Source organism: Pseudomonas sp. NPDC090233 (genome assembly GCF_044772285.1).
Classification (GTDB): domain Bacteria; phylum Pseudomonadota; class Gammaproteobacteria; order Pseudomonadales; family Pseudomonadaceae; genus Aquipseudomonas.
Genome location: NZ_JBIVYQ010000006.1, coordinates 401903 through 422046, shown reverse-complemented (window position 1 = coordinate 422046; position 20144 = coordinate 401903). Strand labels below are relative to the sequence as shown.

General features: G+C 61.2%; 17 protein-coding genes. 9 read left to right on the top strand and 8 right to left on the bottom strand.

The annotated features are described in order from the left end of the window. Genes mutL through ACIQUF_RS19125 form a run of 4 tightly spaced genes read right to left on the bottom strand, consistent with a single transcriptional unit; the run spans window position 1 to window position 4659 of the window. Window positions 1–1899, bottom strand: a complete 1899-nt coding sequence (gene mutL, locus ACIQUF_RS19140) for a DNA mismatch repair endonuclease MutL (protein ID WP_403134214.1) — start codon at window positions 1897–1899, stop codon at window positions 1–3. Further along, window positions 1896–3326 (bottom strand): N-acetylmuramoyl-L-alanine amidase, encoded by a 1431-nt coding sequence (locus ACIQUF_RS19135; protein WP_403134212.1) that lies wholly within the window; start codon window positions 3324–3326, stop codon window positions 1896–1898. The genes mutL and ACIQUF_RS19135 overlap by 4 nt, the downstream gene beginning before the upstream one ends. Window positions 3327–3337: 11 nt before the next feature. Further along, window positions 3338–3802: a tRNA (adenosine(37)-N6)-threonylcarbamoyltransferase complex ATPase subunit type 1 TsaE gene (tsaE, locus tag ACIQUF_RS19130; RefSeq protein ID WP_403134489.1), complete on the bottom strand. Its 465-nt coding sequence runs from the start codon at window positions 3800–3802 to the stop codon at window positions 3338–3340. Continuing rightward, the gene (locus ACIQUF_RS19125) at window positions 3799–4659 is read right to left on the bottom strand and encodes an NAD(P)H-hydrate dehydratase (RefSeq protein WP_403134211.1); all 861 of its coding nucleotides are present in this window, start codon (window positions 4657–4659) and stop codon (window positions 3799–3801) included. Before ACIQUF_RS19125 ends, tsaE begins: the two co-directional genes overlap by 4 nt. A gap of 65 nt (window positions 4660–4724) precedes the next feature. On the opposite strand from ACIQUF_RS19125, the gene queG reads away from it, so the two are divergent. Then, window positions 4725–5789: a tRNA epoxyqueuosine(34) reductase QueG gene (queG, locus tag ACIQUF_RS19120; RefSeq protein WP_403134486.1), complete on the top strand. Its 1065-nt coding sequence runs from the start codon at window positions 4725–4727 to the stop codon at window positions 5787–5789. A 104-nt stretch (window positions 5790–5893) separates the two neighbouring features. Here queG and ACIQUF_RS19115 read toward each other — a convergent pair whose 3' ends face one another. Further along, the gene (locus ACIQUF_RS19115) at window positions 5894–6505 is read right to left on the bottom strand and encodes a trimeric intracellular cation channel family protein (protein ID WP_403134207.1); all 612 of its coding nucleotides are present in this window, start codon (window positions 6503–6505) and stop codon (window positions 5894–5896) included. A 91-nt stretch (window positions 6506–6596) separates the two neighbouring features. After that, a complete protein-coding gene (gene orn, locus ACIQUF_RS19110; RefSeq protein ID WP_403134205.1) occupies window positions 6597–7139 on the bottom strand; it encodes an oligoribonuclease in 543 nt (180 codons plus the stop codon). 495 nt (window positions 7140–7634) lie between these two features. Here orn and ACIQUF_RS19105 point away from each other — a divergent pair, with 495 nt between their 5' ends. From ACIQUF_RS19105 to rsgA, 5 genes are all read left to right on the top strand, one after another. Beyond that, entirely contained in the window at window positions 7635–11411 is a 3777-nt protein-coding gene (locus tag ACIQUF_RS19105; protein WP_403134203.1) for a DUF6531 domain-containing protein, read from the top strand. Window positions 11412–11420: 9 nt separating this feature from the next. Beyond that, window positions 11421–12044, top strand: coding sequence for an RHS repeat-associated core domain-containing protein (locus ACIQUF_RS19100; RefSeq protein ID WP_403134201.1), 624 nt, complete (start codon window positions 11421–11423; stop codon window positions 12042–12044). Further along, the gene (locus tag ACIQUF_RS19095) at window positions 12041–12901 is read left to right on the top strand and encodes a hypothetical protein (RefSeq protein ID WP_403134199.1); all 861 of its coding nucleotides are present in this window, start codon (window positions 12041–12043) and stop codon (window positions 12899–12901) included. The genes ACIQUF_RS19100 and ACIQUF_RS19095 overlap by 4 nt, the downstream gene beginning before the upstream one ends. A 240-nt stretch (window positions 12902–13141) precedes the next feature. Beyond that, the gene (locus ACIQUF_RS19090) at window positions 13142–13462 is read left to right on the top strand and encodes a hypothetical protein (RefSeq protein WP_403134196.1); all 321 of its coding nucleotides are present in this window, start codon (window positions 13142–13144) and stop codon (window positions 13460–13462) included. A 283-nt stretch (window positions 13463–13745) separates the two neighbouring features. Then, window positions 13746–14777 carry a small ribosomal subunit biogenesis GTPase RsgA gene (gene rsgA / locus ACIQUF_RS19085; protein ID WP_400796821.1) on the top strand — a complete coding sequence of 344 codons (1032 nt, stop codon included), beginning with the start codon at window positions 13746–13748 and terminating at the stop codon, window positions 14775–14777. Between the two features lie 84 nt (window positions 14778–14861). On the opposite strand, the gene motB is transcribed toward rsgA, so the two are convergent. Both motB and motA read right to left on the bottom strand, forming a co-directional pair. Then, window positions 14862–15881, bottom strand: a complete 1020-nt coding sequence (gene motB / locus ACIQUF_RS19080; protein ID WP_403134193.1) for a flagellar motor protein MotB — start codon at window positions 15879–15881, stop codon at window positions 14862–14864. A 3-nt stretch (window positions 15882–15884) separates the two neighbouring features. After that, window positions 15885–16736 (bottom strand): flagellar motor stator protein MotA, encoded by an 852-nt coding sequence (motA, locus tag ACIQUF_RS19075; RefSeq protein WP_400687322.1) that lies wholly within the window; start codon window positions 16734–16736, stop codon window positions 15885–15887. Between the two features lie 130 nt (window positions 16737–16866). Here motA and ACIQUF_RS19070 point away from each other — a divergent pair, with 130 nt between their 5' ends. Genes ACIQUF_RS19070 through asd form a run of 3 tightly spaced genes read left to right on the top strand, consistent with a single transcriptional unit; the run spans window position 16867 to window position 20129 of the window. Then, on the top strand, window positions 16867–18402 hold the full coding sequence (locus ACIQUF_RS19070) for an HDOD domain-containing protein (protein WP_403134191.1): 1536 nt from the start codon (window positions 16867–16869) through the stop codon (window positions 18400–18402). 44 nt (window positions 18403–18446) lie between these two features. Continuing rightward, the gene (locus ACIQUF_RS19065) at window positions 18447–19256 is read left to right on the top strand and encodes a rhodanese-like domain-containing protein (RefSeq protein WP_403134189.1); all 810 of its coding nucleotides are present in this window, start codon (window positions 18447–18449) and stop codon (window positions 19254–19256) included. Window positions 19257–19265: 9 nt separating this feature from the next. Then, complete coding sequence (gene asd / locus ACIQUF_RS19060; protein ID WP_403134187.1) at window positions 19266–20129, top strand: archaetidylserine decarboxylase; 864 nt, start codon at window positions 19266–19268, stop codon at window positions 20127–20129. Window positions 20130–20144: the final 15 nt, after the last annotated feature.

The following is a 20144-nucleotide window of genomic DNA, read 5'->3' as shown; positions in this document are numbered from 1 at the left end:
TCATCGACCGCGCAGGAAAAGTTTGTCCAGGTCGTCCAGGCCCATCTGGGTCCAGGTCGGTCGGCCATGATTGCACTGGCCGCTGCGCTCGGTGTTTTCCATGTCGCGCAGCAGGGCGTTCATCTCGGGAATCGCCAGACGCCGATTGGCGCGCACGGCGCCGTGGCAGGCCATGGTACCGAGCAGTTCGTTGAGGTGCGCCTGAATGCGATCGCTGGTGCCGTACTCCATCAGGTCGGCGAGCACATCCTGCACCAGGCGATTGGCCTCGGCCTGCTTGAGCAGCGCCGGAATCTGGCGGATCGCCAAGGTCTCGGGGCCCAGGCGCTGCAGCTCGAAGCCCAGGCGCTGGAACCACTGGGCGTGCTCCTCGGCGCAATCCGCCTCGCGCTGGCTCAGCGCCAGGGTTTCGGGCACCAGCAGCGGCTGGCCGCTGAGGCCTTCGCTGGCCATCGCCACCTTGAGCCGCTCGTACATGATGCGCTCGTGGGCGGCGTGCATGTCCACCAACACCAGGCCGACGGCGTTCTCGGCGAGGATGTAAATGCCCTTGAGCTGGGCCAGGGCATAGCCCAGCGGCGGGATGTCGCCCTGGCTTTGTGGCAGCGTCGAAGGTGCTGCGGCGGCATCGTTCAGCGGCTTGTAGAACTCGCGGTAGGCCGCCTGGGCTTCAGCGGCCGGCAGCGGCTGCGAAGGCCGTGGGGTGTACTGGTACTGGTAGCCCGCGCCACTGCCACCGTTGGAAATCGAATGCTGGGGCGCCTGGGGCTGCTCCAGCACGGGTGAGGCCAAGCGCATTTCGCCTTGCGGGCCAAATTCACCGACTTGTTGCCCGGTAGGACGAACGAGTTCGGTTGCCGCTGCGGGCGCTGCCAACTGGTCCTCCGGACGCACATCGGCCAGGGCACGATGCAGGGTGCCATAGAGAAAATCGTGAACCGAACGCCCCTCACGGAAGCGTACCTCGTGCTTGGTCGGGTGGACGTTGACGTCCACGCCGTTGGGCTCAAGCTCCAGGAACAGCACGAAGGTCGGGTGACGACCATTGAACAGCACGTCGCGATAAGCCTGGCGCACCGCATGGGCAACCAGCTTGTCGCGCACCGCACGGCCGTTGACGAAGAAATACTGCAGGTCTGCCTGGCTGCGCGAGAAGGTCGGCAGGCCGACCCAGCCCCACAAGCGCAAGCCGTTGCGCTCGACATCGATGGGCAGCGCCTGCTCCATGAATCCGGCGCCGCAAATGGCGCCGACCCGGCGGGCTCGCGCGGTTTCGTTGTGCGCTTCGTGCAGGCTGAGGATGCTCTTGCCGTTGTGGCGCAGGTGGAAGCCGACATCGAAGCGGGCCAGGGCCAGCCGGCGGATGACTTCCTGCAGGTGATCGAATTCGGTCTTCTCGGCTTTGAGGAACTTGCGTCGGGCCGGGGTATTGAAGAACAGGTCGCGCACTTCCACCGAAGTACCCACCGGATGGGCCGCCGGCTGCACCCGCGGGGTCATGTCGCGGCCTTCGGTTTCGACCTGCCAGGCCTCGCCGGCACTGGCGGTGCGCGAAGTCAGGGTCAGGCGCGCCACGGAGCTGATCGAAGCCAGCGCCTCGCCCCGGAAGCCCAGGCTCAATACACCTTCGAGGTCTTCCAGCTCACGGATCTTGCTGGTGGCGTGACGCGCCAGGGCCAAGGGCAGGTCATCGGCGGAAATGCCGCTGCCATCGTCACGCACCCGCAGCAGCTTGACGCCGCCCTGCTCGACTTCGACATCGATGCGCCGGGCACCGGAGTCGAGGCTGTTCTCCAACAGCTCCTTGGCCACCGACGCCGGGCGCTCGACCACTTCACCGGCGGCAATCTGGTTGGCCAGCCGCGGGCTCAGCAGCTGGATGCGCGAACCACCGTTCATTGCGCAGCCAGTGTGGTAGCAGGGACGTTGAGGTGCTGGCCGACCTTCAATTCATCGGTCTTCAGGCTGTTGGTGCTGCGCAGGCTGGCCACGCTGACCTGGTAGCGCACGGCCAGCATCGCCAACGTTTCACCCGGGCGTACGGTGTGCTCACGTGGCCCCTGGGCGATCTTGCCACTGTCGCGCAGCCAGGCGATGTAGGTGCCGGGCGGCGGGTTTTGCTGGAAGTACTGACGCACACCGGTATGGATCGAGCGGGCCAAGGCCTGCTGATGGCTTGATGTGGCGAGCTTGGCGGCCTCGTTGTTGTTGGAAATGAACCCGGTTTCAACGAGGATCGACGGAATATCCGGCGACTTCAACACCATGAAGCCCGCTTGTTCCACACGCTGCTTGTGCAGCGAAGTGACGCGACCCATGTTGCCCAACACCTTTTGCCCAACGTTGAGGCTGGAGCTGAGCGTGGCGGTCATCGACAGGTCCAGCAGCACGCCGGCGAGCATGCGGTCCTTGTCGTCGAGGCTGACGTTGCCGGCACCGCCGATCAGGTCGGAACGGTTTTCCGTGTCGGCCAGCCAGCGCGCGGTCTCGGACGTGGCGCCACGGTCGGACAGGGCGAACACCGAGGCACCAAAGGCGGCCCGCGACGGCGCGGCATCGGCGTGGATCGAGATGAACAGGTCGGCGCCTTTCTTGCGGGCGATCTCGGTACGCTTGCGCAGCGGAATGAAGTAGTCACCGGTGCGGGTCAGCTCGGCGCGGTAGCCCTTCTCGCCGTTGATCTGGCGCTGCAACTCCTTGGCGATCTGCAGCACGATGTCTTTCTCGTGCTGGCCGCGCGAGCCGGAGGCCCCCGGGTCTTCGCCGCCATGGCCGGCGTCGATGGCGACCACGATGTCGCGCTTGCCGCTGGGTACCGGTGGCAGTTTGATCGCAGGTTGAGCCGGCGATACCGGCACGGCGGGCGTGGTTACCGGGGTTTGCACCGGCGTCGGTGGTGCTGCCGGCGCCGTGGCGGCGATGGCATCGGCCTCCTGGTCGTACAAGTCGACGACCAGGCGGTTGCCGTACTGGGCGTTGGGCGCCAGGGTGAAACTCTTCGGCGTGACCGACTTTTTCAGGTCAACCACCACGCGCAGGTCGGTAGGCGTGCGCTGGGCGGAGCGCACGCTGCTGATCGGCGTGTTCGAGGTAGAGACGTTCAGCGGCGCACCCAGGGTTGCGCCATTGATATCGATGACCAGGCGATCGGGTGCGCTGAGGGTGAAGACGCTGTGCTGCACGGGGCCAGAAAGGTCGAAGACCAGCCGCGTGTTGTCCGGCGCGCGCCATAGGCGCATGCTCTTGACTTGAGTGACGGCCAGAGCGTCAACGGTCACCGTTGTCAGCAGCAGCCCAACGAACGCGACCAGTGCGCGTATGCGCATACCTACCCCACTTACTGTTTATAGTGTTCGCCCAGTGCCTTGCACCAAGCCTCGCCGCGAGCCCCCTGCGGCGAAAGGTGAAGCGAGCGTCCGCCCGCTTGGGGGCTTATGGTAATGGTCAGGTCAGGCTTTGGCAAAACGCCCGCACCCTTTTCTGGCCATTCGAACAAGCACAGCGGGTCGCCCTCGAAATAGTCGCGAATGCCCAGGTACTCAAGCTCCTCCGGGTCCACCAGGCGATACAGGTCGAAATGGTAGGCGCGCACATCACCGATTTCGTAGGGTTCTACCACGGTAAAGGTCGGACTTTTCACTGCACCTGTATGACCAAGGCCACGAATCAGCCCTCGGGAAAGCGTAGTCTTGCCCGCGCCAAGGTCGCCCTCCAGAAAGATCACGCCGCGACCGCCGGTCACTTCGGCCAGTGCCGCGCCGAATTTGACTGTGGCCTCTTCATCGGCCAGAAACAGGGTTATGCCAGACACGCAGAATGCTCCTCCAACAACTCACGAATGACCGGCGCCAGATCGCTGGCTGCCAGGCCTCTACCTTTTATACCCAGACGCTCGCCGGCACAGGCGTGCAACCACACCCCCAGGCCAGCTGCGCTCCAGGCATCCAGGCCCTGGGCCAATAACGCCGCCAGCACGCCAGTCAGCACATCGCCCAGGCCCGCGCCGGCCATTGCCGGATGACCGCGCTCGCACAGCATCAATAGACCGGCTGGGTCGGCCACCAGGGTGCCGGCCCCCTTCAACACACAAATGCTGTTGTAACGTCGCGCCAGCTTGCGCGCGGCGCCCGGGCGATCAGCTTGCACCGCCTCGGTGGAAATCCCCAGCAGCCGAGCTGCCTCTCCGGGATGCGGCGTGAGGATGCTGCCACTGGGTAGCGCCAGCGGGGTGCGCGCCAGCAGGTTGAGCGCATCGGCGTCCCACACCTGCGGCCGCTCGGCATTGGCCACCGCCGATAACAGGCTGCGTCCCCAGGCGGCTTGACCTAGACCAGGCCCGACCACCAATACCGAAGCGCGCTCCAGCACGCCCATCAGCTGGTTGGCCGAATTCACCCCCAGGCACATGGTTTCGGGCATGCGGGTGAGCCCAGCAGCCACGTGCTCGGGGCGGGTCGCCACGCTGACCAGCCCAGCACCGCAACGTAGTGCGGCCTCGGCGCTGAGCAACACCGCGCCACCGGTGCCGAGGTCGCCACCCACCACCAGCACATGGCCGAAGTCACCTTTGTGGGCATGCGAATGCCTGGCGGGCAGGCGCGCGACGGATACACTGCTGAGCAGTTGCGGGGCGTAGCTGGGGTGTTTGGTCTGCGGCATGGGGTCAAAGGCTCCAATGTCTGGCAGAATTATACGCACCTGAGCCCGTATTGCCTTACCCATCCATGTCCGCTTGCACACTAGACCTCGCCGCCCTGGCCCAATCGATCAAGATCTGGGGCCAAGAACTCGGTTTTGCCCACGTCGGCATCGCCGGTGTGGACCTTGGCGAGCACGAAAAGCACCTGCAGCGCTGGCTCGACGCCGGCTACCAGGGCGAGATGGAGTACCTGGCCGCCCACGATGGCAAACGCGCGCACCCCGACCAGTTGATTCCCGGCACCGTGCGCGTGGTGTCGCTGCGCATGGACTACCTGCCGGGCGACACACAGATGGCACAACGCCTGGCCCAGCCGGAAAAAGCCTACGTCTCGCGTTATGCCCTTGGCCGCGACTATCACAAGCTGGTGCGCAAACGCGTGCAGCACCTGGCCGACCGCATCCAGGAAGACATCGGCCCGTTCGGTTATCGCGCGTTCGTCGACAGCGCCCCGGTACTGGAAAAGGCGATCGCCGAACAGGCTGGGCTGGGCTGGATCGGCAAGAACACGTTGCTGCTCAACCGCAAGGCCGGTAGCTACTTCTTCCTCGCCGAACTGTTCGTCGACCTGCCGCTGCCGGTGGACGAAGCGCATGCCAGCGAGCACTGCGGGCGCTGCGAGGCATGCCTGGACATCTGCCCGACCAAGGCTTTCGTCGGGCCTTACGTGCTGGATGCCAGGCGTTGTATCTCGTACCTGACCATCGAGCTGAAGGGCGCAATTCCCGTGGAGTTGCGCTCGATGATGGGCAACCGGGTGTTCGGCTGCGACGACTGCCAGATCGTCTGCCCGTGGAACCGCTTCGCGCGGCCTACCCAGGAGAGCGACTTCCAGCCGCGCCACGGGCTGGAGAATGCCGAACTGGCCGAGATGTTCCTGTGGGACGAGAAGACCTTCCTGCGCAAGACCGAGGGCGGGCCGTTGCGGCGGGCGGGGTATGAGCGGTGGTTGCGCAACCTGGCGGTGGGCTTGGGCAATGCGCCGTCAACGATTCCGGTGTTGGAGGCCTTGAAGGCCCGGCGCGAGGATGCGTCTGAGTTAGTGCGCGAGCATGTGGAGTGGGCGCTGGCCAGGCACGGCATTAACTAGCAACACAACTCAACTGTGGGAGCGGCTTCAGCCGCGAACACCGGCGAAGCCGGTGCCACTCACCGAGTCGCTTGCTTCGCGGCTGAAGCCGCTCCCACTGAAGCTTACTGCTGGTCGTTGTAGTGAAACTTCGGCATTTCCCAATGGAAGCGAATCGCCAGCAACCGCACCAGAAAACCACCAAACAAGGTCAGCAGCATCGCCTGCTCCGCCGGCACCTTGAAATACACACACCCCAGATAGAACCACGCCGCAGCAAACGACACGCTGGCATACAGCTCGCGCCGGAATACCAGTGGGATGTCGTTACAGAAGATATCCCGCAGAATCCCGCCAAACACCCCGGTTATCACCCCGCTGATCGACGCCACCAGCATGCCCTGCCCCATCTCCAGCGCAGTCATGCAACCAATCAGGGTGAAGGCCACCAGCCCCAAGGCATCCAGCACCAGGAACAGCGATCGCAGGCGGCGCATCATCGGCGCAATGAAGATCGTGAACAGCGCGGCGCAGCTGGTCAGCACCAGGTATTCCGGGTGCTTCACCCAGGTCAACGGGTAGTGCCCGAGCAGCACGTCGCGCACCGAGCCGCCACCCAGCGCAGTAACGCAGGCGATCAGCACCACGCCAAACCAGTCCATGCCGCGACGTCCGGCAGACAGGGCGCCGGTCATGGCCTCGGCGGTGATGGCGATAAGATAGAGCAACAACAACATGGCGCGGGTCCGTGCGAGAAAGGCGCGCAGTCTAACCAGTTGCCTTGGGCACCAAAAGAGGGCGCATGGAGAATATCTGCGCCCTTTCGGTTCACACCTTGAGGAAGTGCTCGCGGTAGTGGCGCAGTTCGGCGATCGACTCGCGGATATCGTCCAGCGCCAGATGGGTGCTGCCCTTCTTGAAATCGTCAGCCACCTTCGGCGCCCAGCGCTTGGCCAGGATCTTCAGGGTCGAGACATCCAGATAGCGATAGTGGAAGTAGCTTTCCAAGGCTGGCATGTAGCGGTACAGGAAACGACGGTCCTGGCCGATGCTGTTGCCGCAGATCGGCGACTCGCCCTTAGGCACCCACTGTTCGAGGAACGCGAGGGTCTGCGCCTCGGCCTCGGCCATGCTGATCGTGCTTTCACGCACGCGCTGGGTCAGCCCGGAACCGCCGTGGGTGCGGGTATTCCACTCATCCATGCGCGCCAGCACCTCATCACTGTGGTGAATGGCGATTACCGGGCCTTCGGCCAGGATGTTCAGATCGCTGTCGGTGACGATGGTGGCCATCTCGATGATGACATCGGTGTCCGGATCCAGGCCGGTCATTTCCAGATCGATCCAGATCAGGTTCTGTGGGTTTTGCATGAAGGGGCTCCTCAGATAGGCCTACATCTTATCGCAGGGATCAAATAAAAAGCACAGCACACCCCTGGCGCTCCACCTTTACGCCTCCTTGCTTTGCGCGATGAATTTTCCTACGCGCCTTTCGGACGCCGGACTACCGACCTGGAATCGTTACCTCGTTAGTGTCGAGGGGTTGCACCCGAGCGACCCACTCTACATGCCTGCATGCGCCGGAAGGCTGCTCGCTGGCATCCACCTGCACGATGGAATGAACAGCAGGAGCACTGATGAACCCTCGACACTCCACGCCGTACAGTTTCGCTCCAGACCGGACTTCCTGGAGCCCCCATTATGGATTAGTGCTCCGGCGTCATCGCGCCCACCGACACCTTCGACACAGATGATGTCACAGCCAGTATCGAGCTATTGGCACAATGGCTGACCGATTTGACCGGCGACCTGGTCAACTGGCGCGCCGTCCTCACCGTGGCTGAGGTAATGCCCGTGGCCGGTTCGGTGTTCGCCGCCACCGATGCCATCGGTGACATCATCGGCCTTGCCCAAGGCACTCCTGAGTACCAGGCCGACTTGTTCAACTGGGTTGATCTAGGTATCAATCTGTTCGCGATCGCGCCCATACCTGGCATGGGCGTCGCTCGCAAGGTGATGCGGCCGATTTTGAAGTCGGTCAGGGCAACTTCGAAGGACGGCATCGCGCAGGCGTTGATGATCTCGATGGAAAACGCCCTCGCCGATGTTTGCCCCGGCGATCTGGAAAACCTCGTCAATGAAATCGACCGCCAGTTGCAAACCATCCTGGCCAGCTTTTCACAGAAGATCGTGGAGATCTGCAAGTTTCTTGCAGGCCTTATCCGCTCGGTTGCCGACGGCACCGCCAAGAGCATTGCGCTAACCGTTCTCTTTCCAGGATTGCGCCTGGTTGCCGAAGCCTCCGACTATGCCAAGCGCAAGACCGGCTATGGTTTGAGCAGGGAGCAGCTAGGTCTGCGGGCCGATCCGAAATTACTGGCGCTGCTCGAACCCATCGCGCAACGCCTGGAAAACGTTGGCCGCATGGCGGGCAACAGGGTTGCCCAGATCGGCAACAAGGCGACCCAGGGCAGCCTGGCAGCGATATTGGAGGCCCTAAAGCTTGCCCTGAGCAAGCGCAAGCCGACAGTGATCCGCGCAAACGTCAGCGCCGATGGCAGGGTCACTCATGTACGGCGTGTCCACCCGCAAAACGGTATCGAGGCAGCCCCCCGGCAACGGCCCGCCCGCGCCGACCCAAACTGCCGTAAGACCGGAGTGGCCAGCAGTACGGGCTGCAGCATCAGCTTCGCCTTGGGCAGCGAAACCATCAGCCACACCGACTTCATGCTACCCGGGGTGTTCCCAATCGACTGGACCCGAACCTATCGCTCGACGTTGGGGGCTTACGACGATGGGGCGATAGGGGCACGCTGGATCACGCCATTCTGCAGCCGATTCGACCTGACCGATGACAAACTCGTCTACCACGGCAGCGATGGCCGCAGTCAGCCGTACCCGCTGCCCCGGATTGGCAAATATCACCACGACCCTGTCGAGAACGTGCTGATCGTACGCCCCCTTGCTGAAAAGCTGGTGGTCGCGCGCGGGCATGTGACCCAAGAGCATTACGTGCGCGACAGTGACAGCTTCCGGCTGGAGCAGGTGTTGCAACGGGGTGGCGCGCGCGTCGCTCTATTCTACGAACACCGGCAGGGTGAGCGGGCGGTGCTGTCGGACCTTGTGACCTATCAAAACGAGACCACGCACCGGCACATCCATACGCACATCGACGATGGCGGCAAGATCATCGCCTTGTGGCTGATGCATGAAGGCCTACCCGTCCGTCAGCTCGCGGCCTATGAGCACGATGCGTCAGGTGACCTGTGCAGGGCGCGTGACGAACATGGCGCGCAATGGACCTACCGGTACGCCAACCATCTTCTCACCCGCTACACCGACCGCACTGACCGGGGCATGAACCTTGAATGGCTCGGCGAAGGCGCCGATGCCAAGGCGATTCGCGAGTGGGCCGACGATGGCAGCCTGGATACTCGCTTGCATTGGGACCCGTACATTCGCCTGACCCGCGTGACCGACGCCAACGGCAATCAAACCCAACATTTCTACGACAGCCTGGGCTACATCTACCGCGTCATCCATGCGAACGGCGATGAAGAGTGGCTCTATCGCGATACGGCCAAAAACGTCACCCAGCATATCCATACCGACGGCACCGCCGATCACTACGTCTATGACAACCGCGGCAACTTGCTGCAACACACACGGCCCGATTTTACTGTGGCGCACCACGCCTACGATGACATCGACCATCGCTTCAAGAGCCGCGATGCCGAGGGCGGATTGTGGAAATACGACTACGACCAACGCGGCAACATCATCGAAACACTCGATCCACTGGGGAACAAGACCGCTTACACCTACAACAGTGACAACCTGCTCATCGGCATCACCGATGCCAACGGTGGCGAAAAGCAGCTGGGTTATGACCGCGATGGCAGGTTGACCCGTTACACCGATTGTTCAGGCAAGACCTCAGAATGGAAGTACGACACGCAGGGCCTGCTGGCCAAGGCCATCAACGCAGCGGGTGAAGTCACCGAGTATCAGTACCAAGCTGGCCAACTGACCCGCGTGATCCTGGCCGACAAAACCTCCGAACGCTTCGAGCATGACGCCGAAGGCCGGCTGCTCAAGCACACCGATGCCCTGCATCGCCGCACGCTCTGGACGTACAACGAAGCTGGCCGCCTTGATCAGCGCCGCAACGATGACGGTTCCACCTTGACCTACCACTGGAACAAGCTCGGTCAACTCGTACGCCTGCGTAACGAGAACAATGCAGAAGCCACGTTCAGATATGACGTTGTCGGGCGACTGGAGCGTGAAACCGGCTTCGACAAGGAAGCCACGCACCACCTCTACGACAACGGCAGCAGCCTTCCCACCCGCCGCTTGGATGGCAACCGCACCATTCACTTTGAATATGACCCGATGGGGCGGCTGTTGCAGCGCAAAGCGTGTCGGCGCGGCGGAGCCAAATGGGAGGTCGAGACCTTCGCCTATGATGGCAACGGTAACTTGTTACTCGCTGAAAACGGCGCCTGCAAGGTGCACTGGTTCTACGATCAGGCGGGTAACAATATCCGCGAACACCAGTACCTTCACTACCTGGACGATCCGATGGTGGCGGTGTTGAAGCACGAATACGATGTGCTGAATCAGCGTATCGCCACCGTTCGGCCCGATGGCCATCGGGTGAGCTGGCTCACCTATGGCAGCGGCCACCTGCTGAGCGTCAAGCTCGATGATCAAGAACTGCTCAGCTTCCAGCGCGATGCCCATCACCGTGAAACCTGCCGTGAACAAGGCAATGGCCTGATCCAGCGCCAGGGCTGGAGTCCGAGCGGCCAACTGCTGGAGCAGACTCTGGCGCCCCCTGGCAAGTCGAAGCGTGTGGCGATGCGCGACTACCGGTATGACGAATCCGGCCGCCTCCAGTGTGTTAGCGACCTTGAGCGAGGTGACACACATTACCGCTATGACCCGGTAGGCAGACTGCTGGAGGCCGGCGATCTCCTCAAGAAAGAAATGTTCGCCTTCGACCCAGCAGGTAACCTCCTTGACCCGCAAGCGCCCCCTGGCCCCAATCCTCATTCGCCACGCAGGGTGAACGACAACGTTCTGCGCAGTTACTGCGGCATCGAGTACCGTTACGACGAGCGCGGCAATCTGCAGGAGCGCATTGAAGATGGCAAGACAGGACGATTTGTCTGGGACCTCTACGACAGGCTGCGGCGCTACGAAGATGACCGATTGGTGGTGGAATTCGGCTACGACGCTTTAGGGCGGCGCGTGTACAAGCTCTCCTATTCCAAGTACCGCGACCGACTCCAGGCGGGGCCTGTCTGGAACCAGAATGCGCGTCGCGCGCTGGACGAAAAACTGGGCTGTGGCCTGACCTATTATGGTTGGGATGGCGACACGCTCGCCTATGAATGCCGCGACCCCGATAACAATGGACGGACAACGCATTACGTATACGAACCCGGCACCTTCGTACCGATCGCCCAGGCGGTTTCACACCGTAGCATTCCGTTGATACCACAGCCGGTTTACGGCTTTCCGTATGACATCAAGCGCGACCCTGTTTGGCAGTACAAGCCGACACCAGTGCCGTTTGATGCAATCGGCTGGTACCAGTGTGATCAGCTGGGAACGCCGATGGAGGTTACGGATTAAGTCGGGCAGGTGGCTTGGCGTGGCACTTACAAGGCCTGGGGAGAGACGGAGGAGAAACGCACTGAGCGCGCTGTTCAGGCAGACATCCGAAATCCGCTACGCTTTCAGGGGCAGTATTTTGATATTGAGACGGGGTTGCATTACAACCGGTACCGATATTATGACCCGCAGATTGGACGGTTTATTAGTCGTGATCCGATAGGTCTGCTCGGCGGGTTGAACGCTTACGGCTATGCTCCGAACCCTATTGAGTGGACAGATCCCTACGGGCTTATCCGGGAACCCACGAACGCGGGTAGAAAACCTAGGTCTTCGAAGCCTAATCAGAACTCTCGATGCCCTTGTCGAAATGCTTGGGAAATCAAAAGGTACGACCGTGTATGTGAAGCGTTGCTGAACGGGACCAAAGTTAAATACTACCGAGATCCAGTCAGAAATAACTGGTGGTCCCGTGACACTGAAAACCATGGAGGCAGCGCATGGAAAGTAATGAACCAGCATGGCAGCGAGCTGATTCACATTAGAGATGCAGATATCTATGGTGATTACATGACAAAAAAACACAAAGGGCAAACAGGCGCTCGAATAAGCATGAAAGGAATGAAATGCAAAAAAAGAGAGGAACAGAAATGATCAAGAATGCAATTGAGTTTAAAGAGCTATGTGACATTGACTCCGATACAACATTCGCCTACCAACAAGCCTCAGAGGAAATATGGCTGGAAATTCTAAAGACATATCCAGAGATCACCATGGCAGTGGCCTCAAACAAAACAATCCCTGACTCAATCATTGAGCTACTATCGACAAGCAGTGATATAGAAATCCGTTGGACAATTGCTACCAAACGCAAACTGAACAGAATGACGTTTGATCGGTTGTCGGTAGACAACGATGCTTTGGTGAGGCATTCCATTGCCTGCAACCCCAAAGTACCCAGAGATATACTTTTCCAGCTCACCCAGGATCCTGATGAAAAAGTAGCCTATTCAGCAAACCGAAAACTTGAAAAGCTGCAGCACGCAAATAAAGAAACTAAACAGCCTCACATAGAAAAGACATACATGAATACGAAAAAGATAAATATGATTACCAATGCTATCGAATTCAAAGAAATATGCGAAGGCGGATCAAATACCAATTTTGCACACCAACAGGCACCGGAAGAGATATGGCTGGAAATTCTAAATAGATATCCTGAACTTGACACCGCAGTCGCTTCGAACAAAACAATCCCAGACTCAATCATTGAGCTACTATCGATAAGCGACGACGTAAATGTGCGCTGGAGAATTGCATTAAAGCGAAGATTGAGCAGATCGGCGTTTGATAGGTTGGCAATCGATAAAGATGCCTCTGTAAGGCAGCGTATTGCCTGCAACCCAAAAGTACCCATAGACATACTTCGCCAGCTTACTCAGGACGATGACGAAATGGTGGCGGACTCAGCCAAAAAAAAGCTGGCAAAACTTCCAAGCTCGGAAGCGTAATTTAAAAAACCAAGCATTCGGCGCGGGGAATGTTATACAGAGCTCCTCGGAAGGCACTTGGTACTCTCCTGGCAAAGCAGAGCACGGCAACTCATGGAAAGAATTTTCAAAATCGCGAGGAAATACACTGGAATGGATTGCCGACCTAAACGAGCACGGTGACTGGCTGGGCGAAAAGAAACATAAAGGACCGACCGGCCGCTCCATAGATCTACGAAAGCTTAAATGCCAGGAAAGGCAATGATCAATTCAGCAGAAGAATTTATAGCATTAGCCGACAGCGACAACCCAGAAACTCGGAGTCGGTCACTGACTGAAAGCGCGAGCATCCAAGTTTGGGAACGCGTGATTTCAAGCTATGGAGATTACGAAACACACATTCTGAGAAACATTACAATCCCAATGCGGATAATTGAAACATTAGCAAATAGCAAACAATGGAAAACTCGCCACGCTGTTGCCAGAAAAAGAAAATCCGGTTCTCAAATACTGACAATCTTATCGCACGACGAGGAGCCATTAGTAAGGCAAGCTGTCGCGGCCAATAAAAAACACCCTTAGAAATTTTGTCAGCTCTGGCCAACGACCCAGATGACCGTGTCAGGCGCGTTGCAACGTACAACCTCGCGGTACGTAAAAATTGAAGGGGCATTCTTCAGCAGGCTTGGAATGGCACTGCACGGCTTAGGGATGGCAAAGAGGGGTCCAGTGTGAGTGATGACTGAGACCTGCCTATGCACTTAACCGCGCTTGCAAAGTCACTATTTTTTTAGAGCGCCGTGCCCGCATGCTAAACTGCCTGCCGTTTTCAATGCCCTCCACGGGCCACTCCCACGGTACCTTCATGGCCAAACGCCAGCTCAATCGTCGCCAAAACTGGCGTATCGAAAAAATCCAGAACGAACGCGCCGCTCGCGCCGCCAAACGCGAACAGCACGTGCTGCATGAGCTGGAGGGCGGTGACCTGGGGCCAGAGCAGTTGGGCCTGGTGATCGCGCACTTTGGTGTGCAGGTCGAAGTCGAGGCCCAGGACGGCGACGTCGCCGGCCAAGTGTTCCGCTGCCACCTGCGGGCCAACCTGCCGGCGTTGGTCACCGGCGATCGCGTGGTCTGGCGCGCGGGCAACCAGGGCATTGGCGTGATCGTCGCGCAGATGCCGCGCAGCACCGAGCTGTGCCGGCCGAACAACCATGGCCAGCTCAAGCCAGTGGCGGCCAACGTCGATTTGATCGTGATCGTCTTCGCGCCGGCGCCCGAACCGCACCCGAACCTGATCGACCGCTACCTGGTCGCCGCCGAGCATGCCGGCATTCGACCATTGCTGCTGCTTAACAAAGCCGATTTGATCAACGACGAGAACGGCCCGGGCCTGCATGCGTTGCTTGAGGTCTATCGCGACCTTGGTTATCCGTTGCTGGAAGTCTCGGCTCACCAGGGTGACGGGATGCAGCGTCTGCAGCAGATGCTCGACGGCCACATCAGCGTGTTCGTCGGCCAGTCGGGCGTGGGCAAGTCGTCTTTGGTCAACAGCCTGCTGCCAGCCGCCGATACCCGCGTTGGCGACCTGTCCGAATGGTCGGGCCAGGGCACGCACACCACCACCACTGCGCGCTTGTACCACTTCCCCAACGGCGGTGACCTGATCGATTCCCCGGGCATCCGCGAATTCGGCCTTGGCCACGTCAGCCGCGACGACGTCGAGGGTGGTTTCATCGAGTTTCGGGACTTGTTCGGCACCTGCCGCTTCCGCGACTGCAAGCATGATCGCGAACCCGGTTGTGCACTGCTCAAGGCATTGGAAGACGGCCGCATCAAGCCACAGCGCATGAACAGCTACCGCTCGATCATTGCCAGCCTGCCGGAAGACAGCTACTGATCAACCCGTGGGAGCGGCTTTAGCCGCGAAGCAAGCGCCGCGGTGGATGGCGGCTGAAGCCGCTCCCACTGCGGCGCCCCTGGGTTACTGGTCTTTGGCCTCGTCCATCTTCAAAGTACCTTCCTCGAAAATGTTCAGCTTCTGACGCAGCTCACGCGGCTGCATCGGCGCCTGCTCAGCACCGGGTGCTGCAGAAGCCCCCGGGGCATTACCCGCAGGCGGGGCGGGCTGGGCAGCGGGCGCCTCGGGCGAACCTTGTTCACCCTCGATATTGCGCTGGGCCTTCTTGGTCAGGACGATGATGTCGATGCGCCGGTTGACCGGGTTGAACGGGTCCTTGCGATCGAACAGCGACGACGACGCATACCCCACCACGCGCGCCACCTGGTCATCCGGGTAGCTACCGGCAACCAGCGCACGGCGCGCGGCATTGGCGCGGTTGGCCGACAGTTCCCAGTTGCCGTAGTCACCGCTGCCAGCGTAAGGCTTGGCATCGGTGTGGCCGCTGATGCTGATCTTGTTCGGCACCGCCTTGATGGTGTCGGCCATGGCCAGCAGAATGTCCTCGAAATACGGTTGCAGGCGCGCACTGCCGATGTCGAACATCGGCCGGTTCTCGGCATCCATGATCTGGATGCGCAGGCCGTCCTGGGTGATCTCGAAGAGAATCTGATCCTTGAACTTCTGCAGCTGCGGGTTTTCATCGACCTTGTTCTGCAGCTCCTGCAGCAGCAATTCGAGGCGCTCGCGCTCGACCTGCTCGGCCATGGTCTCGACCTGATCCTTGTCCAGCTGGATGCTGGTGTCAGGCGTAGGCTCGGATTTCTCTTCCGGATTGATGGTCTTTTCCGGCGCCAGCTGCGGCGAGCCGCCCAGGTCGATCACGTAGGGCGTACCGCTTTCAGAGAAACCAATCGGGTCCTTGAAATAGCCGGCGATGGCGATCTTCTGCTCGGGCGTGGCGGTGGACATCAACCACAGCACCAGGAAGAACGCCATCATCGCCGTGGCGAAGTCGGCGAAGGCGATCTTCCAGGCGCCGCCGTGGTGGCCTCCACCGAAGCGCTTGACGCGCTTGATGATTATCGGCTGATTGTTTTCCATGGCTTAGCGACCGCGAACGGCTTGTTCCAGCTCGGCAAAGCTCGGGCGGTGCTTGGGATACAGCACCTTGCGCCCGAACTCGACGGCCAGCGAAGGTGGCATGCCCGAAGCCGAGGCCACCAGCGAGGCCTTGATCGACTCATACAGGTTGATCTCTTCCTTGGCATCGTGCTCCAGGCACTTGGCCAGCGGGCCGAAGAAGCCGTAGGCCGCGAGAATACCGAAGAAGGTACCGACCAGGGCCGCGCCCACGTGCATACCGATGGCAGCCTGGTCGCCCTCACCGAGCGACGCCATGGTCACCACGATACCCAGTACCGCCGCGACGATACCGAAGCCGGGCATGCCATCGGCAATGCCGGTGACCGCGTGCGAGGGGTGCTCGAGCTCTTCCTTCATGCTCAGCAGCTCCATGTCGAACAGGCCTTCGAGCTCGTGGGGTGCCATGTTGCCGGTGGACATGATGCGCAGGTAGTCGCAGATGAACGCGGTCATGCGCTCATCGCCCAGCACGGCGGGGTACTTGGCGAAGATCGGGCTGGCCGCGGCGTCTTCGATATCGCTCTCGATCGCCATCATGCCTTCGCGACGGCTCTTGTTGAGGATTTCGTACACCAGGCCCAGTACTTCCAGGTAGAAGGTGTGGGTAAACCGGGAGCCAAACATCTTCATCGACTTCTTGACCACATGCATGGTCATGTAGCCGGGGTTGGCCTGCATGAAGGCGCCAAAGGCTGCACCGCCGATGATCAGCACTTCGAACGGCTGGATCAGTGCCGCGATCTTGCCGTGGGAGAGTACGTATCCGCCGAGCACGCTCGCGAATACGACGATGATGCCGATAATTTTAGCCATAGGTTCAAAGCACTTGCTGTCGTGGTCGGGATGAGGGACGGGAGCTTTAAAACTCTTCTTCTACTTATCGGCAGAACTGCGCCAGACTATAGCCACTCAATGCGAAAAGCCAGTTCGGACTGATGTCAAAATGCCAATGGAATCCAAGGTGCCCACTCAGAATCCGCGTACGCTAGAGGCCTGGGTAAAGCTGCTCGACGGTATCCGTGTACCGGTGCCGAAGCAGAGTTACGACCGGGTCATGAGCGCCATCAATGATAGCCGCCGCTCGCTGCGCGACATCGCCGAACTGATGCAGGACAGCCCGGCCCTGGTGCTGTCGGTGATGCGCGAGGCCAATCACCCGGCCAACGCCAGCCAGGCAGAACCCGCCGAAAGTCTGGAAATCGCCCTCAATCGCCTAGGCCTGGCGCGCACCCGCGAATTGCTCAACCGCCTGCCAGCGCTGCCGGACGACGATATCCCGCCAGTGCTGCGCCAGTTCCTGCTGATCAGCCAGCACGCGTCGCAACAGGCCAGCGGCCTGTTCGCCAGCCGCCTGGCGCGGCTGTGGCAGGAAATCCACTGGGGCAGCCTGCTGTTCCTGTCACCCCTGTGGCCGATGGCACTGGCCTACCCGAAACTGCTCGACGCCTGGGAACTGCGGGTGATCCACAAGGGCGAAGAGGCAGCGGATGTCGAGCAGGAACTGTTTGGCGTGCGCATCATGGCGCTGTGCCAAGCCATGGCCGAGCACTGGCGCCTGTCGCAATGGGTCACCCAGGGCTACCGCCTGCTGCTGGAAGAGCGTGAACAGCTTGGGCAGATATTGAGCATCGCCCGCGACGGGGACCCGCTGAGCCAGCAGCATCGCCTGGACGAGGCGCCGGCCTTGAGCCGCTGGTTCAACCAGCCGGCCAACACCGTGCTGCTGGCCAACAACCTGGCATTGGCGGCGCAGGTGGGCTGGGACAACCCGCATCTGCTGCGCTGGCAACTGCTGACCGCGCTTTACCTGCAGACTTCCCTGGAAGACGTACAGCAACAGGTCCACCAGCAGGCCGCCGCCAGTGCCCGCCGCCACGCCAGGCATGCGCTGTTCCACCCCGCCGAAGCCTTGATCTGGCCTTGGGACCAGCGCCGCCCGCATCCCGACATGCTGGCTCCGCCACCGCCCTCCAGCGACGCGCTCGGCCAGTGGCGCAAGCTGTGCCAGGAGTTGCTGGCCCAGCCCAGCCCGTTCACCAACGCCGTGCACCTGGCCACCCAGGCACGTGAAGCCCTGCTGGCCTGCGGCATGCAGCGCATCATGCTGCTGACCCTGGACAAGGCCACCGACTACCTGCGCGTGCAGCAGACCGCCGGGTTGCCCAAGGAAGCTGCAGCCATCGCCTTGCCGGTGCCGCAGAGCAAACTGCTGCAAAAGTTGCTGGCCAAGGCCGCTCAGCTGCGCCTGACGCCGGAGAACCATGCCCAATTCTCGGCCCTGCTGCCGGCCCCGTTGCACGCATTCTTCCGTGGCGAACACCTGCTGCTGCGCTCGCTGGCGGTCAACGACCAGGTATTGATGCTGGCGGTGGCCGACCAGGGCGGCAAGCCGCTGGCCGATGTCAGCGTGCAGGCGTTCGGTAAAACCGCGCAATGTATCGAGCGCGCCCTCGCCGTGTTTGCCAACCGCAATGCCTGACCCTTGCGCTACAATCGCCCCTCTTTCCACACTGGAGACCGTGGATGACTGATTTTGCCGGACTGCCGCTGGTGATCGAACCCGCGGATCTGCTGCCGCGCCTGGATTCGCCCCAGCTGATCCTGGTCGACCTGAGCAGCGCCAACCGCTATGTCAGCGGGCACATCCCCGGCGCCCGCTTCGTCGAAGGCAAGCGCACCCAGTTGGGCCTGCCACCGGCGCCAGGCCTGCTGCCGGCTCTGGCCGATCTGGAAAAACTGTTCAGCGAGCTCGGTCACCGCGACGACGCCGTCTATGTGGTCTACGACGATGAAGGCGGCGGCTGGGCCGGTCGCTTCATCTGGATGCTCGACGTGATCGGTCACAAGGCCAGCCACTACCTCAACGGCGGTATTCAGGCCTGGCCGGCCGACAAGTTGTCGACCGACGTGCCAACCCCCGCCAGCACACCGGTGCGCCTGCAGCTGCACGGCGAACCGACTGCCACCCGCGAGTACCTGCAAAGCCGCCTGGGCGCCGACGACCTGGTGGTCTGGGATGCCCGCGGCCCCCAGGAGTTCAGCGGTGAGAAAGTCCTGGCCGCCAAAGGCGGGCACATCCCCGGCGCAATCAACTTCGAGTGGACCGCCGGCATGGACCTCAACGACCACCTGCGCATCCGCCAGGACATCGCCGAGGTCCTCAAGCAACTGGGCATCACCCCCGACAAGGAAGTGATCACCCACTGCCAGACCCACCGCCGCTCCGGTTTCACTTACCTGGTGGCCAAGGCCCTCGGCTACCCACGGGTCAAGGCTTACGCCGGCTCGTGGAGCGAATGGGGCAACCACCCGGACACGCCTGTAGAAGTCTAAGGAACCTGCATGAAATCCCGTCTGTTCATCATCAGCCAGTACCTGCTGCCGCACCACCTGCTGTCGCGGCTCGCCGGCTGCGTCGCCGAGTGCCGCGCACGCTGGTTCAAGAACGCCTTCACCGCCTGGTTCGCCAAGCGCTACCAGGTGAACATGAGCGAGGCGCTGGTCGAAGACCTGAGCGCCTACGAGCACTTCAACGCCTTCTTCACCCGCGCCCTGAAGCCGGGCGCACGCCCGCTGGATGAAACCCCTGGGGCCATCCTTTGCCCGGCCGATGGCGCCGTGAGCCAGCTTGGCCCGATCGAGCACGGTCGTATCTTCCAGGCCAAGGGCCACAGCTTCAGCGCCCTGGAGTTGCTCGGCGGCGATCCGGCGCTGGCCGCGCCGTTCATGGGCGGTGAGTTCGCCACCATCTACCTGTCGCCGAAAGACTACCACCGCGTGCACATGCCGCTCGCCGGCACACTGCGCGAGATGGTCTACGTACCGGGCCGACTGTTCTCGGTGAACCAGACCACGGCGGAAAACGTCCCCGAGCTATTTGCCCGCAACGAACGCGTGGTGTGCCTGTTCGACACCGAGCGCGGGCCGATGGCCGTTGTATTGGTCGGCGCGATGATCGTTGCCTCGATCGAAACCGTGTGGGCTGGCCTGGTCACGCCGCCGAAGCGGGAGCTGAAGACCTTCCGCTATGACGAAGGCAGCCGTGCGCCGATTCACCTGGAAAAGGGTGCGGAACTGGGGCGCTTCAAGCTGGGTTCCACAGCCATCGTGCTGTTCGGGCCGGAGCAGGTGAAGTGGGCAGAGAATCTGGGTGCCGGGTCGGCAACCCGCATGGGTGAGTTGCTGGCAGTGCCTGCACAGGCTTGATGGTTCTCTAACAAT

What these genes read in the sequence shown, in the direction of transcription:
- mutL (WP_403134214.1), bottom strand. Translation starts at nt 1,899, where the DNA reads ATGAACGGTGGTTCGCGCATCCAGCTGCTGAGCCCGCGGCTGGCCAAC.
- ACIQUF_RS19125 (WP_403134211.1), bottom strand. Translation starts at nt 4,659, where the DNA reads ATGCCGCAGACCAAACACCCCAGCTACGCCCCGCAACTGCTCAGCAGT.
- ACIQUF_RS19115 (WP_403134207.1), bottom strand. Translation starts at nt 6,505, where the DNA reads ATGTTGTTGTTGCTCTATCTTATCGCCATCACCGCCGAGGCCATGACC.
- ACIQUF_RS19135 (WP_403134212.1), bottom strand. Translation starts at nt 3,326, where the DNA reads ATGCGCATACGCGCACTGGTCGCGTTCGTTGGGCTGCTGCTGACAACG.
- ACIQUF_RS19095 (WP_403134199.1), top strand. Translation starts at nt 12,041, where the DNA reads ATGATCAAGAATGCAATTGAGTTTAAAGAGCTATGTGACATTGACTCC.
- orn (WP_403134205.1), bottom strand. Translation starts at nt 7,139, where the DNA reads ATGCAAAACCCACAGAACCTGATCTGGATCGATCTGGAAATGACCGGC.
- queG (WP_403134486.1), top strand. Translation starts at nt 4,725, where the DNA reads ATGTCCGCTTGCACACTAGACCTCGCCGCCCTGGCCCAATCGATCAAG.
- ACIQUF_RS19090 (WP_403134196.1), top strand. Translation starts at nt 13,142, where the DNA reads ATGATCAATTCAGCAGAAGAATTTATAGCATTAGCCGACAGCGACAAC.
- asd (WP_403134187.1), top strand. Translation starts at nt 19,266, where the DNA reads ATGAAATCCCGTCTGTTCATCATCAGCCAGTACCTGCTGCCGCACCAC.
- motA (WP_400687322.1), bottom strand. Translation starts at nt 16,736, where the DNA reads ATGGCTAAAATTATCGGCATCATCGTCGTATTCGCGAGCGTGCTCGGC.
- rsgA (WP_400796821.1), top strand. Translation starts at nt 13,746, where the DNA reads ATGGCCAAACGCCAGCTCAATCGTCGCCAAAACTGGCGTATCGAAAAA.
- motB (WP_403134193.1), bottom strand. Translation starts at nt 15,881, where the DNA reads ATGGAAAACAATCAGCCGATAATCATCAAGCGCGTCAAGCGCTTCGGT.
- ACIQUF_RS19065 (WP_403134189.1), top strand. Translation starts at nt 18,447, where the DNA reads ATGACTGATTTTGCCGGACTGCCGCTGGTGATCGAACCCGCGGATCTG.
- ACIQUF_RS19070 (WP_403134191.1), top strand. Translation starts at nt 16,867, where the DNA reads ATGCCAATGGAATCCAAGGTGCCCACTCAGAATCCGCGTACGCTAGAG.